Raw genomic sequence first — 14,748 nt, 5'->3', positions numbered from 1 at the left:
TCGTTTTTTTCGTTTAATATTGTTCTTGTTTTTTATAAATGCTATTTAGCGCACGCTCTTCTTCAGGAATTCGTACATACATCATCAACATGTTTAAAAGGGTGAAGAAAATAGCCGTTAAATATGCTTGGAATATCAATGGAATGACAAGAATTTCTAGGGCGACGATGACATAGTTTGGATGAGGAATCCATTTATAGGGACCCTTTTTTACCAATTGAGCGTTAGGCAATACAATAATTTTTGTGTTCCAAAAGTGACCGAGCGATTTAATTGCCCAGATCCGACCTAATTGAAGGACGATAAATACTGCAAGTAGCCATGGCCATATGGGACTCAATGTAGATTCCTTTACCATGTACTCGATGAAGAATGAAGCCAAAAAAGCGACATGGAGCATCACGATATATTTATAGTGTGCCTGCCCAAATTCAATTGCTCCTTGGTTTTTCATATAACGCTCATTATTTCTTGCCACACGGAGTTCTACTAGCCGTTGAATGCAAATTAGTGCAAATACGATTATAAATAGCATACATTCACTCCCATTCCAATAAAACAAGTTCACCGCTAAAACCTGGTCCAAGTGATGCCATTAAACCTTTTTCGCCTTTTGATGGCTTGTTTTCCATAATATATTTCAAGACATATAAAACAGTTGGAGAAGACATATTGCCGTGATGTTTTAAAATATGAGAACTAGGTGCTAACAAGTCATTTGGCAGATTGAGAGCTTTTTCATAGGCTGTAAGAACCTTTTTGCCACCAGGATGCAAAATAAATTGTGTGAGATCTTGTGCCTTGGAATCATGAGTATTTAAAAAGTCATGCACAAAAGGGGCAAACCAATTTTCAACAATTGGCGGGATACTCTTAGAGAAAATAACATGCAAGCCGTTATCCTCGATTCGCCACCCCATTACATCTTCTGAATGAGGCATAAGACGGGAAGCATTTCCTTTAATTGAAGGTAAAGCTTCTTTTGACGAAAGTGATGCTTCGTCACCTGCAACGAGAGCGCATGCTACACCGTCACCGAATAAAGATGTCCCGATAAAATTGCTTTTATCCAAATCATCTGGCTGGAATGTAAGGCTGCATAGCTCCAGGCATACGACAAGCACTACTGCATCAGGGTGTGCAAGGCAATAATCATTTGCTCGGCTAATCCCCGCAGCTCCACCACCGCATCCAAGTCCCCAAATGGGAATGCGGACTATATCATTGGGAAGTGATAGCTGGTTCATAACGCGTGCTTCAATACTTGGTGTTGAAATGCCCGTGCTTGATATGAAGATCATGGCATCGACTGCTTCTTTTTCTACTGATGCGCTTTCTAAACAGTCCTCGATTACTTTCGCTGTATACTCTGTAGCAAGTTCTACGTATAATTCATTTCTTTCTGAAAAACTGTGTTCTTCTTTATACCATTCGATTGGCATAGCCAGTTGGCGGTTATGTATTTCGCCATTTTTGAATACTTTCAAATAACGATCAAGTTTGGCTATTTTCCCAGAAAAAAGTTCTTTTATAAATTCCTCTGCCATATTTTGAGGTAATGCGTGGGGAGGGCAGTGTGTACTAACTGCATGGATTTTGGGCATTTTAGGATCTCCTTTTTCTTCTCGTATCAAAATAGTGTACGATTTACTATTTGGAAAAATACGTATTCCCTAAAATTAATTCTATAAAACTATGCACACTGTCTAACAGAAACATAACAATATGCTACAATAATGTTAATTGAGAAGGTGTCACAATAGGTTAGGAGGGTTTTTGTGGCTCATACATATACAATGGCAAATTTTGCACAAATCGTTGGCATTAATAAATCGACGATTCGGCATTACATTTCAATATTAGAAGATTACGGTTACCAAGTAGAACGTGACGGACGAAATTATCGGAAGTTTTCAGATCAAGACGTAGCAATATTGCAAGCATATAGTTCACTGCATAAAAATAAAGGATTAACCCTTAAAGAAGCGGCAGAGGTAGTAGTAGCCCCGAATTTTAACATCCAAGAGGTAAGCATTACTGTAGCCAATCCTGATGTCATTGATCGAAAAGAGGAAATCCAGCGATATGAGGAATTGAGCCATGCGATGGAGCTATTGGCAGAGCATATCCATGGAGTAGAAGTCCAAAACGCTCAGCTAATTCAATTGATTCAAGAAGAGCGAAAACAAAATGTATTGTTGGCAGAGCAAAATGATTCCATGAAAAGGGAATTTAGGCAAGTCGTTGAATCGCTCGCGCCATTGACTGAAAAAAGGCAAAATGATAACCGCCAAATGGACCGTATTGAACAGCAAAACAGTGCAATTATGGCTGTGCTCAATAAACTGAATGTATGGCAGCATACACAGGAGATTGAACAAAATGAGGAAGATAAAAAACAAAGGGTACAAGAGAATAGTATTCTTTCTCGCTTTTTTGGAAAGTAAATGAAAAAAGAGTTGTCCATAGATTTACGGACAACTCTTTTTCTTATGCCATTTGCTTCACTTTTTCTAAAGCAATGATAAATGGCGGATCATTTTTTTGGTTGATAAACTCATATCTCAATACGTGGATATATTTTTGCGGCAATGTACTCACATATTCTATCAGCGCATCTCGTTCTTCTTTCCCACCGTGATGTCCATGATAAACAACTAGAATAATCATGCCGCCGACTTTTAAAAGCTGTAGTAAGTCTTGGATGGCTTTTAAGGTTGTGGAAGGCGTTGTAATAATTTCATGATCACTACCTGGCAAGTAGCCGAGATTGAAAATAGCTGCCTGAACCGGTTTTAAGACATGTTTTGCTACATGTTCATGTCCATCTAAAATGGCTGTAACTCGATTTTCAAGGCCTGCTTCCCGTACGCGCTCTTCTGTCGAAGAGATCGCTTGTTGCTGGACATCAAATGCATAGACATGGCCCTCATTGCCGGCTAACTGTGCTAGAAAGGCCGTATCATAGCCATTTCCTGCAGTTGCATCCACTACTATGTCACCAGGATGAACGGTCTCTTTCAAAAGAAATTGTGCGTATTGCAGTACACGTTGAAGTTTCATCGTGTTCCCACTTCTTCTTTTTGATAATGCTTTCCTTGATAACTTCCTCTACGTTCTAGTTCAGCATCGATGCCATTTAATACTTCCCATTTGTTCACAGACCACATAGGCCCAATCATTAAGTCAATCGGTCCATCACCAGTAATTCGCTGTACGACCATTTCTGGCGGAATGACTTCTAATTGATCTGCGACAAGATTGATATAGGCATCCTTGTCCATCAACTCAAGCATACCTTTTTCATATTGCTTTACAAGTGGTGTCCCCTTTAATAGGTGAAGTAAATGAATTTTGATTGCTTGTACATCTAGCTTCGCCACTGCACGGGCAGTTTCCATCATCATGTCATAATCTTCAAGAGGTAGGCCATTGATGATGTGTGTACATACACGAATGCCATGTTTGCGGAGTTTCTCCACACCTTCCACATATGTCGTATAATCATGTGCACGATTAATTAAATTGGCTGTCTTATCATGCACAGTCTGTAGTCCAAGCTCGACCCATAAGTATGTGCGTTGATTCAATTCTGCCAAGTATTCCACGACATCATCAGGTAAACAATCAGGACGTGTTGCAATGCTTAATCCCATAACACCTTCACATGCTAAAGCTGCTTCAAATTTTTCTTTTAGGACAGGAAGCGGTGCATGTGTGTTCGTATAAGCTTGGAAATAAGCCATAGTTTTGCCGTCTTTCCACTTATGCTGCATTTTCTCTTTAATTTTTTCAAATTGAACAGAAATAGGGTCCACACGATCGCCGGCAAAGTCACCAGAGCCTGCTGCACTGCAAAAAGTACATCCACCAAATGCAACAGTGCCGTCACGATTAGGACAATCAAAGCCTGCATCAAGCGCTACCTTGTATACCTTGCAGCCAAATTCATCACGCAAATAGCGATTCCATGTATAATAACGTTTCCCATCAGAGGGAAACGGGAAATCAGTATAATTAATATCAGTCATAGTATAATTTCACTCCTCAACTATCTATTTTAACATGACAACGTCAAAGGGGAAAAATTTCTTTTATCTCGCTTTAACTTTCAGTAAGACTTCTACTTCAAAACGTAAGCTTAGCAAAGAAGTTTAAGAGGGGGGTTTAACTGCCCATAAAATTTCAGTAAAGATGGGAAAAACCTTATCTCGCGTGAACTTTCACTTTATGTGAAATGCTATAGAATAGAAAAAACAATATTCTTCTATTTAGAGGGAGGAGATTGAATAGAGAAAAAACTCGAAAAAAAGTGGTTTGGGAATATCTTGGCAACTATAATTATTGACCTGCTAGAAGACAATGGAAACGGTCGTTTAATATTTGAGCTTAAATATGAAAAGATGGTTGTAAATAGGATCAAAGATTTGTTACTATTGCTTAGATATTCGAAATAAATGGGGGACTTGGAATGCCTAGAAGTGTTTGGTTATTAATCATCGGTATGCTGATTAATACTGTCGGCAGCTCATTTTTATGGCCGATGAATACGATTTATATGCATGATGAACTCGGACAGTCGCTTACAATAGCCGGGCTCGTTCTGATGGCCAATGCTGCAGCTGGTGTAGTAGGCAATCTTTTAGGCGGGTATGTCTTTGACAAATTTGGCGGCTTTAAGTCCATCATGATAGGAACAATCATATCCATTATTGGCCTTACGTGTCTTGTGTTTTGGCATGGCTGGCCGCATTATGTGTGGTTTTTGACATTGATAGGTTTTAGTGGTGGGATTGTATTTCCGAGTATGTTTGCTATGGTCGGAACAGCATGGCCAGAAGGCGGGAGAAAAGGATTTAATGCCATTTATCTCGCTCAAAATTTAGGGGTAGCATTTGGCCCAGCTCTTGCAGGTATTGTTGCAAAGCATAGCTTTGACTATTTATTTATTGCCAATCTAGCTATGTATATCGTCTTCTTCTTTGTGGCATTCACATATAAAGGGATTTCTACAGAATACGCCATTGCGCCTGCATCTGTAATAAGTGAAGGCTCAAAAGTAAAAGATCGTTCATCATTTTACGCATTGAGTATTTTGGGGATTGGTTTCTTACTTAGTTGGCTCGTCTATACCCAATGGACAACAACAATTTCATCTTATACACAAACATTGCATATTTCTCTGAACCAATACAGCTTGCTTTGGACAGCGAATGGTTTGCTAATCGTACTGGGCCAACCATTGATCAATCCGATTATTAAAAAAATGGGCGAACGGTTCAAGGAACAAATTTTTCTTGGTTTAGCTATTTTCGTCATTTCCTTTGTAGTGGTTAGCTTCGCGGGAACATTTAAAATGTTTTTAGTGGCGATTATCATTTTAACATTTGGTGAAATGTTTATTTGGCCGATTGTACCGACAATTGCCAGTACGTTAGCACCTAAGGGAAGAGAAGGGTTTTATCAAGGTATGGTCAATAGTTTCAGTGCTATAGGCAAAATGATTGGTCCATTCTTAGGCGGTGTTCTAGCAGACCAATATGGCATGAAGATTACGTTTTATGTATTAATCGGGATTCTGCTCATTGCTTTTATCCCATACATGCTTTATGATCGACCGTTAAAAAATAAAAACAAAGTGGAAAAAGAAACGGTATAATTCATTGAATTTGTTAAATCTCTTGTCAATTACAGTATATTGAATTAGAATAGGATTCAATATATGTAATGACAGCGAATGGGAATAGTAGGTTGCACTTGATTTTTTTAGAGAGTTGGCGGTAGGTGAAAGCCAGCAAATCATTCAACTGAACTCGCCCAGGAGTCGCTATGGTGAACCATTGATAGCCATTGCCGTTAATCCGCGTTAAGGAATCAAGTTGAGTGTTTTACACTAATTTGGGTGGTACCGCGGGAGATATAGGCTCTCGTCCCTTTTATAGGGACGAGAGTTTTTTTATTTTCAAGAATATGAGTATGGAGGGTCAAGAATGAATTTTAATCATCAAGAAATTGAAAAGAAATGGCAGAAGTATTGGGCTGACCACAAAACTTTTAAAACAACAAATGAAGAATCGAAGCCGAAGTTTTATGCATTGGATATGTTTCCATATCCCTCAGGTGCAGGCTTGCATGTAGGGCACCCAGAAGGTTACACAGCAACAGATATCCTTTCACGCTTTAAGCGTCTGCAGGGTTACAACGTGTTGCATCCAATGGGATGGGACGCATTTGGTCTTCCAGCAGAGCAATATGCTCTTGACACTGGAAATGACCCAGCTGAGTTCACACAAAAAAATATTGATACATTTAGACGCCAAATCCAAGAATTAGGCTTTAGTTATGACTGGGATCGCGAAATCAATACGACTGATCCAAACTATTATAAATGGACACAATGGATCTTTATTCAGCTATATAAAAAAGGTCTTGCTTATATCGATGAAGTAGCAGTCAACTGGTGTCCAGCACTTGGCACAGTACTTGCGAATGAAGAAGTAATTGATGGCAAGTCTGAGCGCGGCGGACACCCTGTAGAACGACGTCCAATGAAACAATGGATGTTGAAGATCACAGCCTATGCAGATCGTTTAATTGATGATTTGGAAGATGTGGATTGGCCAGAGAATATTAAAGATATGCAACGTCACTGGATCGGTCGTTCTGAGGGTGCTGAAGTAGACTTCTCTATTAAAAATTCAGATAAGCAGTTCCGTGTATTTACTACACGACCTGATACTCTATTTGGTGCAACTTATACAGTTCTTGCACCTGAACATGCACTTGTGGATGAAATTACAACTAAAGAACAGCGCGAGGCTGTAGAAGCATATCTAGAAAAAGTCAAAGTTAAGTCTGATTTAGAACGTACAGATTTAGCGAAAGAAAAAACAGGCGTATTTACAGGTGCCTATGCAATCAACCCAATCAATGGTCGAGAAATACCGATTTGGATTGCAGATTACGTTCTAGCAAGCTATGGTACAGGTGCGATTATGGCAGTACCAGCACATGATGAACGCGACTTTGAATTTGCGAAACAATTCAACCTACCAATCATTCCTGTATTAGAAGGTGGCGATGTTTCTAAAGAAGCCTTTACAGGTGATGGCCAACATATTAACTCTGATTTCTTGAATGGATTAGACAAAGAAGAAGGCATTCAAAAGGCAATTACATGGCTTGAAGAAAATAAAGTAGGCGAGAAAAAAGTTTCGTACCGTTTACGCGACTGGTTATTCTCCCGCCAACGTTATTGGGGAGAGCCGATTCCAATCATTCATTGGGAAGATGGCACCATTACAACAGTAAAAGAAGAAGATTTACCATTGGTGTTGCCGAAAACAAAGGATATCCATCCATCAGGTACCGGTGAATCGCCATTGGCCAATATTGATGAATGGGTAAATGTCGTAGATCCTGAGACAGGTAAAAAAGGCCGACGTGAAACGAATACAATGCCTCAATGGGCAGGTTCAAGCTGGTACTTCCTGCGTTATATCGACCCGCATAATAACGAACAATTGGCAGACCCAGAGTTATTGAAACGCTGGTTGCCTGTCGATATTTATATCGGCGGCCAAGAACATGCAGTGCTACACTTGTTGTATGCACGTTTCTGGCATAAAGTGCTTTACGATTTAGGGGTAGTACCAACAAAAGAACCTTTCCAAAAATTATTCAACCAAGGGATGATTCTTGGTGAAGGTAATGAAAAAATGTCTAAATCTAAAGGTAATGTTGTCAATCCGGATGATATTATTGAAAGCCATGGAGCTGATACACTAAGACTTTATGAAATGTTCATGGGACCACTAGAAGCATCTATTCCTTGGTCTACGAATGGCTTAGATGGAGCACGCCGCTTCCTAGATCGTATATGGAGACTCTTCATCAACGAAGAAACGAGCGAGCTTTCTGAAAAAATTAAAACATCGAATGATACAACTTTAGAAAAAGTGTATCATCAAACAGTTCAAAAAGTGACGGACAATAACGAGCATATTCGTTTTAATACTTCTATTTCTCAAATGATGGTATTCATTAACGAATGTTACAAAGCTGATGTGGTGCCTCGTGAGTATGCAGAAGGATTTGTTAAGATGCTTGCACCAATTGCACCGCATATAGCGGAAGAATTATGGGCAAAATTAGGTCATAGCGAAACCATCACATATGAAGAATGGCCAACATTCGATTCATCTAAATTAGAAGATGATGAGATTGAAGTGGTTGTACAAATCAATGGCAAAGTTCGTGCTAAATTGATGGTTTCTAAAGATGCAGGACGTGAAGAATTAGAGAAAACGGCGCTTGAAAATGATCAAGTCCAAGAACAATTGGCAGGCAAAGATATTAAGAAAGTGATTGCTGTGCCAGGCAAATTAGTCAATATTGTCGCGAAGTAATTGGCGAAATAAAAACCTTCTTCCTAGTTGGAAGAAGGTTTTTTGCTAAAATAATCCAACATAAAAACGAAACCTTCTGTGACTAAATACGTATAATTAAGGACGAAAAAAATTTGAGAAGAGGTCTATAAATGGAATCACAATTTCCAAAGGTCCTTCGTTTCTTCACTCTGTTATGGTTGTTTACAGCGATAGGATTATTTGCAGGGGTTTACGTACCACAACCGATGGTTTTGCCAATCAGCATAGTAACAGTCATCTTATTGATAATTGTTATGGTTAGCCGTGCTGCTCGGAAGGCGAGTAAATTCATATCTGTGCTGTTTGCGTTTCTAACTGGCATTACGCTGTATAGTTTGCTGAATTTCTATATTGGAGCGTTAGGCGGAAAGCTTGTTTTGCTTATATTTGGCTCTACTGCACTTATTTTTATCGTAGCAGGGCTCATCGGCTATAATACAAAACGAGATTTTTCTAACTGGTGGAAATTCTTATTCATCATACTCATCGGAATATTAATTTTTTCAGTGATTAATATCTTTGTAGGATTTAGCGATATGATGATGATCGTTCTTAGTGGAATTGGAGTGTTACTCTTCATCGGCTATACGCTATATGATATGAACCAAATTGCAAAAAGTGTCATATCGGATGAGGAAGTACCGCTAGTGGCATTAAATTTGTATTTGGACTTCATTAATTTATTTACCAATCTACTGCGACTCATCTACCATCTGAAACGAATTTTTGATGATGATTAGTAGATTAGTTTTCGGGTAAGGGATTACTATTGACGGAAAAGGGCTGTGGAATATGAAATTATTGTTAATTATTATACTTTGTCTAGTCATCTTGTTTTTATGTTACGGCCCACTCCCGACCGTTTTTATTCGCATAAGCAAGCTAGGGATTTACAAGACCATTCCTGGAAAACAGATTGCGTTAACATTTGACGATGGACCACACGGAGTTTATACACCGGAATTACTGGACTTATTAAAAAAATATCACGTAAAAGCTACATTCTTTGTAGTTGGAGACCATGTGAGAAGAAACCCTCAAATTGTTAAACGGATGGCAGATGAAGGGCATACTATAGGTATTCATCATAATCAACATGTTTCCAATTGGTTAACTGGTCCATTAGAACTGAAAAAGCAATTAACGTTGGCTAATCAGGCAATCGAAGAAGCGACAGGGGAACCGGTACAATTTTACCGTCCGCCATGGGGACATTTTAATTTGTTTACATTATTCGTCGGAAAAAAATATAAAAAAATCATGTGGTCCCATATTTTTGGTGACTGGAAAGTAGAAAAAGCACGGAATGGTTTGCTAGAAGAACTGAAGCAATATGCAAGTCCTGGTTCTATCTTTGTATTACATGATAATGGCGACACACAAGGCGCTGAAAAGGAGGCACCCTCATATATGCTGCGAAATTTGGAGCTTTTTTTAGAAGATTGTCACGAAAAAAATATAGAATTCATCACACTGAAAGATGTGTGGGAATAAGTTGCTATGAATATTGATCAATTAATGCAATATTTAAGTCTTTATGGATATGTTATTCTTTTCATTTGTTTATTTTTCGGAATTGTCGGTATTCCCGCTCCTGAAGAATCATTGTTATTTTTGACAGGAGTTCTAATAAGTTATGGAAAGCTGTCAATGGCTCATTCGCTCATTTTTATAGAATTAGGTGCCTTCATTGGTATGATAGTAGCTTATCTTTTGGGCAAATACCTAGGGGCTCCTTTCATCAATCGCTTTGGCAAATATATTGGACTCAATTCGGAGCGGTGGGCGAAGATTGAAAACAAATATAATAAGAATGCATATAGAACAATTACTTTCGGCTTTTACCTGCCGGGCATGCGTCAAATCAGCCCGTACTTTGCAGGAATAACCAAGACGCCACTTAAGCCATTTATTCTTTTTTCTCTCATTGGCAGTATTATCTGGACCATGCCTTTTGTTTTGTTGGGTTATTTTACTGCGAATACGATTTATATTAATCCGGATTATGTACCATATTTAGGAATTATATTATTTATACTATTTATTGTTTATTTTATTGTGAAAAAGATAATAGGACGATCTAAGAAAAATAAGTCAAGTAATGATTCTGATCAATGACTGTTTTTTAGTTAGAGAGAGCGGGTAATGACAGATAGTAAAGAAGGACAAATTCCCTTCAACCTTATCTTAAAAATCGTGCTATTTGAAAAGGGGTTCTTCGATATGAAAAAAATATTATTCTTTCCGCTATTGCGGATGCAATCCGGCCATCATCAAGTCGCAGATGCTTTAATGGACATGGTGAGGGGCCGCAATGAAGAATATGAGATAAAGAAGATTGATTTGATTAGTTATTGGCATCCAGGATTAGAGAAAATGCTCTCTCGAAGCTATTTGAATTGGATTCGCCTATTTCCTAACTCTTATAATTTTATTTATAGTAAAAGATACTGTACAGCAAACCAGCCAAAAAAATTCTATGAAAACCATTTTTTAAAGAAGATGGAGCAACTGATTGAACTAGAAAAACCTGATGCTATCGTTTGTACACATGGCTTTCCATCATGTCTGATCAGCCGATTGAAAATGCAAGGGAAATGTGAGGTCCCTGTTATCAATGCCTATACAGATTTTTTTATTAATGGTATTTGGGCAAAAGAAGGCATCGATTTACACTTTGTACCGAGCAAGGAAGTGAAAGAGCATCTAATTCATGAATTTGGTATCCCTAGAAAACATATTATTGTTACAGGCATACCCGTTCATGAGGAAATTAAAAAAGGGACAAGTAGAAATAAGAGAAATGATAGACCCCATATATTAGTAGCTGGCGGTAATAGCGGTCTTGGCGGGATATCAAGCCTGACTACTGAATTAAAAAAGCATCCTGAATTTCAATTTTATATTCTTTGCGGAAACAACAAAAAACTCTACGATGAAATTCATGGATGGAAAGAAGCACATATTAAGCCGCTGTCATATATTAGCTCAAGAACAGAAATGGACAAGCTATATGATAAAATGGATGCCATTATTACTAAACCTGGAGGTGTGACGATTAGCGAGGCTTTACGTAAAAAGCTACCAATCATCGTTCATTCGCATCTTCCGGGCCAAGAAAAAATTAATTTAGATTATTTAAAGAAACATAATCTTGTCGTAGAATTATCCAAAGAAATGCCTATTGAATCTCAATTAAATGCTATTTTGAATGATAGCCAAATATTGGAATCATGTGCACGTTCAATAGAATGTTATGAGGATGAAATAGAATTAGAGCTAACAAGCCAACTACATGAAGTCTTTAAATGGCTTCTTGGCAATGGCAGGACAATACAACCTGCATACGAATACAGCCCGACTCTTCAATGGGAGATGGTTAGAGGATAACCCAAATGAAAAGGCCTTAGCATGATACTCATTATGCTAGGGCCTTTTATGTTTGATGATCGGCTGAAGATGATAGAGAACTTCTTCGTCTTCCATTAATTTAAAGCCATTACGGCCAGCTTTTTTAATATCATAAAGGAGGGCGTCTGCTTTATGCATAAACTCTTCAATCTCATCGTTCGTCTTAATCTTTCCTCTATAGGCTCCTGCGCTGAATGTAAGTTGGTCTGATACCTTGGATGCTGCATTAGAAAGGTTGAATTGTTGAATATCCCTGAGCACTCGTTTATAAATAATCACGATTTCTTCCGGTCGTTGATCAGGTATCAGCATGATAAATTCCTCGCCTCCCATCCGCGCAGCAAAAGAGTTTGTAGAGAGAGCTATATGATTTAATACTGTTGCCACACGAGATAGCACCATATCCCCATAAGCATGTCCATAGTAATCGTTGTAAACCTTAAAATAATCAATATCGAGCATTAAAACGGTAAGTGTATAAGGATGAACCCGTTCCTCAAGAGCAGCTTTGTATTGATGAAAGCCTCTTCTGTTAGCGATTTTTGTCAGTTCATCAGTTGCAGATAACCGTTGCAATTCTGTATTGGCTGCAGCAAGTTCATTTGCTAATTGTCTTGAGCGAGTAGACTCCCTACATAAATATTTCTCTTGTTGAAAGGAAGTAATAAAGTTTTGATAATTAAAATGGGCAACAACAAGTAAAACAGGAGTAAGAAATATAGCCAGGTGCATCTCGAATGTATATCGAATGTATGGTTCGTCTAAAGTAAAGTAGTTTAATATATATGCGATTACTGCTACGATTAAAGGTGCTATAAAATAACGAAGACGCATGATAAAGAAACTAGCACAAATCACTAATGACATAATATAAGCAACTGTATGATGTTGATAATGAAAGTCTATTAGTGAGATACTTAAACTAAGGATCAAGAGCCAACAAATATAGTAAGCCGTAATTTCTTCGAGCTGTTTATAATAGTCAAGGCTGCCATTTTGATTGAACTTTTTTGGATTTGCTAATAGTAAGACCATGAAATTGGAAAGAAACATTAAGCCATAAGGAATTATATAAACACTATGGTAATGGGGGTAACTCTTGAAAAAGAAATGGCACCAAACTGTAGCAAGCACTAGACCTAAGCTTACCCACAGAAAGAATTTGGCCAGAGCGTACATGCGTTTGAAATTCTGCTGAGCTAATTGTTTATAGAAATTAGGATCATTTTCAAACTGAATAGAAGATGGCTCTTTTGGAGTCGTTTGCATGCAAATTATTCACCCCTTTAAAAATAATAATAATTTTGCATTCTTACTATAAGAATAGGCTTTAATATGAGAGAAATAAAGAGGTAATTAATGTATATTCATATATTTAGTCAAAAAATTGACAAACAAGTGAATTTATTCATTATCTATCGAAAAATCAATAACTAAATAAATCCGAACTAAATGTAAAATTACATTTGTTCGGTTTTATTTTAATTATTTTCTATTGCGAAAAGTATTTTGTAACATTGGTGTCCAAGCCTCATCTTTCATTTAATCGATGGATGAGGCTGCACTCATTCCAGCTATTCGGCCTGTTACAAGTGCAGATGTAATGTTATAGCCGCCTGTATAACCGTGAATATCTAAGACTTCTCCACAGAAGTAAAGCCCTGTTTTCTTTTTAGATGCCATTGTTTTTGGTTCAATCTCTTTCACAGAAACACCCCCGCCAGTAACAAAGGCTTTTTCTAAAGGCTGAGTGCCGTTGACCAACATTTCAAAACCAACCAACTCATTTGCTAGATGGCGTGCTGCTTCTGAGGAAAGTTCTGCTCCTGTTAGCGAATCGTCGATATTTGCCTTCTCCATTAAGAAGATCAGCCAGCGCTCAGGCACAATCCCTTTCCATATATTTTTTAATGCCTTTTTAGGCTCTTTTTTCGCCAAGCTTAATAGATACTGAAAAGCAGATTCTGCATTATAGCCAGTTAGCCCAGCAATCCGAATTCGGACAGGCTTGCCGCCATTTTTCTTCATTTCTTTTACAACAAATTGGCTGCAACGCAAAATAGCTGGTCCACTTAAACCAAAATGGGTGAACAACATGTCCATTTTGTGCGTTATAATAGTTTTGCCTTTTTTGTTTAAGACTGAAACTTCAGCGTCGCGAAGAGCTAGTCCTTGCAACTCTTTGCTTTTAATAAACGTCTCATTGGAGATTAAAGGGACTTCCGTCGGATATAGATCTGTTACAGTATGTCCCGCCTGCTCAGCCCAAGGATAGCCGTCACCAGTGGAACCCGTTTGTGGGACGGCTTTGCCGCCGACTGCAACTACAACCGCCTTTGCTTGCAGATCTGTACCATCTTTTAAGCGGACGCCTCTTATTCTTTCGGCATCCATCAATAATTTCGCAACGGTAGTATCTTGACGGATTTCGACTTTTAAGCGTGCTAATTCCCTAAGCATTGCCTCCACTACATCTTGGGCTCGATTGGAGACAGGGAACATGCGTCCATGGTCTTCCTCTTTCAAAGAAACACCTAGATTTTCAAAGAAAGAAATAATATTTTCATTGTTATAAACAGAGAAAGGACTATATAAAAAACGGCCATTGCCAGGAATATGTTTAATAATTTCATCAATCGGGAGTCGATTTGTGACATTACAGCGTCCACCGCCTGATATTGCAAGCTTTCTCCCTAATTTATGTCCTTTTTCTACTAAAAGAACTTTTTTATTCTCAGTGCCTGCAGCGATGGCAGCCATGAGACCTGAAGGGCCACCGCCAATTACGATTACATCATACATAAAATGGAACTCACTTTCTTTTTTTATATTTATTATACATGATAAAAGAAAACTATTTGAGTAATTGCATGGCGAGTTGTAAACTAACATTTAGGTTTATTATTTT

At 38.2% G+C, this 14,748-nt stretch carries 13 protein-coding genes and 1 other annotated feature; of the genes, 7 read left to right on the top strand and 6 right to left on the bottom strand.

The window, feature by feature from the left end; translation table 11 throughout:
* Positions 1-13: 13 nt before the first annotated feature.
* Positions 14-535, bottom strand: coding sequence for an isoprenylcysteine carboxyl methyltransferase family protein (locus tag AC6CHJ_RS10905; RefSeq protein ID WP_498288477.1), 522 nt, complete (start codon positions 533-535; stop codon positions 14-16).
* Between the two features lie 4 nt (positions 536-539).
* On the bottom strand, positions 540-1,604 hold the full coding sequence (locus tag AC6CHJ_RS10900; protein WP_150284847.1) for a type III polyketide synthase: 1,065 nt from the start codon (positions 1,602-1,604) through the stop codon (positions 540-542).
* Positions 1,605-1,778: 174 nt separating this feature from the next.
* Here AC6CHJ_RS10900 and AC6CHJ_RS10895 point away from each other — a divergent pair, with 174 nt between their 5' ends.
* The gene (locus AC6CHJ_RS10895) at positions 1,779-2,447 is read left to right on the top strand and encodes a MerR family transcriptional regulator (RefSeq protein WP_066789073.1); all 669 of its coding nucleotides are present in this window, start codon (positions 1,779-1,781) and stop codon (positions 2,445-2,447) included.
* Positions 2,448-2,490: 43 nt separating this feature from the next.
* Here the strand turns inward: AC6CHJ_RS10895 and mnmM are convergent, their stop codons facing one another.
* The gene (gene mnmM / locus AC6CHJ_RS10890; protein WP_150284845.1) at positions 2,491-3,063 is read right to left on the bottom strand and encodes a tRNA 5-(aminomethyl)-2-thiouridylate-methyltransferase MnmM; all 573 of its coding nucleotides are present in this window, start codon (positions 3,061-3,063) and stop codon (positions 2,491-2,493) included.
* Positions 3,060-4,031: a tRNA modification radical SAM protein MnmL/YtqA gene (gene mnmL, locus AC6CHJ_RS10885; RefSeq protein WP_066789067.1), complete on the bottom strand. Its 972-nt coding sequence runs from the start codon at positions 4,029-4,031 to the stop codon at positions 3,060-3,062. The genes mnmM and mnmL overlap by 4 nt, the downstream gene beginning before the upstream one ends.
* Before the next feature lie 440 nt (positions 4,032-4,471).
* Here mnmL and AC6CHJ_RS10880 point away from each other — a divergent pair, with 440 nt between their 5' ends.
* From AC6CHJ_RS10880 to AC6CHJ_RS10855, 6 genes are all read left to right on the top strand, one after another.
* A complete protein-coding gene (locus AC6CHJ_RS10880) occupies positions 4,472-5,659 on the top strand; it encodes an MDR family MFS transporter (protein WP_498288475.1) in 1,188 nt (395 codons plus the stop codon).
* Positions 5,660-5,724: 65 nt separating this feature from the next.
* Positions 5,725-5,938, top strand: a binding site (T-box leader).
* Between the two features lie 52 nt (positions 5,939-5,990).
* Entirely contained in the window at positions 5,991-8,408 is a 2,418-nt protein-coding gene (gene leuS / locus AC6CHJ_RS10875) for a leucine--tRNA ligase (protein ID WP_498288474.1), read from the top strand.
* Positions 8,409-8,539: 131 nt separating this feature from the next.
* Complete coding sequence (locus AC6CHJ_RS10870) at positions 8,540-9,169, top strand: Bax inhibitor-1/YccA family protein (protein ID WP_147196064.1); 630 nt, start codon at positions 8,540-8,542, stop codon at positions 9,167-9,169.
* A gap of 52 nt (positions 9,170-9,221) precedes the next feature.
* Positions 9,222-9,923: a polysaccharide deacetylase family protein gene (locus AC6CHJ_RS10865; protein WP_147196062.1), complete on the top strand. Its 702-nt coding sequence runs from the start codon at positions 9,222-9,224 to the stop codon at positions 9,921-9,923.
* A gap of 6 nt (positions 9,924-9,929) precedes the next feature.
* The gene (locus AC6CHJ_RS10860; RefSeq protein ID WP_498288472.1) at positions 9,930-10,547 is read left to right on the top strand and encodes a DedA family protein; all 618 of its coding nucleotides are present in this window, start codon (positions 9,930-9,932) and stop codon (positions 10,545-10,547) included.
* Positions 10,548-10,574: 27 nt separating this feature from the next.
* The gene (locus AC6CHJ_RS10855; protein WP_498288471.1) at positions 10,575-11,819 is read left to right on the top strand and encodes an MGDG synthase family glycosyltransferase; all 1,245 of its coding nucleotides are present in this window, start codon (positions 10,575-10,577) and stop codon (positions 11,817-11,819) included.
* Positions 11,820-11,855: 36 nt separating this feature from the next.
* On the opposite strand, the gene AC6CHJ_RS10850 is transcribed toward AC6CHJ_RS10855, so the two are convergent.
* Both AC6CHJ_RS10850 and AC6CHJ_RS10845 read right to left on the bottom strand, forming a co-directional pair.
* Entirely contained in the window at positions 11,856-13,109 is a 1,254-nt protein-coding gene (locus AC6CHJ_RS10850; RefSeq protein ID WP_498288469.1) for a GGDEF domain-containing protein, read from the bottom strand.
* A gap of 273 nt (positions 13,110-13,382) precedes the next feature.
* On the bottom strand, positions 13,383-14,642 hold the full coding sequence (locus AC6CHJ_RS10845) for a BaiN/RdsA family NAD(P)/FAD-dependent oxidoreductase (protein ID WP_498288467.1): 1,260 nt from the start codon (positions 14,640-14,642) through the stop codon (positions 13,383-13,385).
* Positions 14,643-14,748 lie beyond the last annotated feature (106 nt).

The sequence above is a fragment of the Rummeliibacillus sp. GQ308 genome (assembly GCF_059759115.1).
The sequence above is the reverse complement of the archived record's forward strand: the minus strand, read 5'-3'. Positions and strand labels throughout refer to the sequence as shown.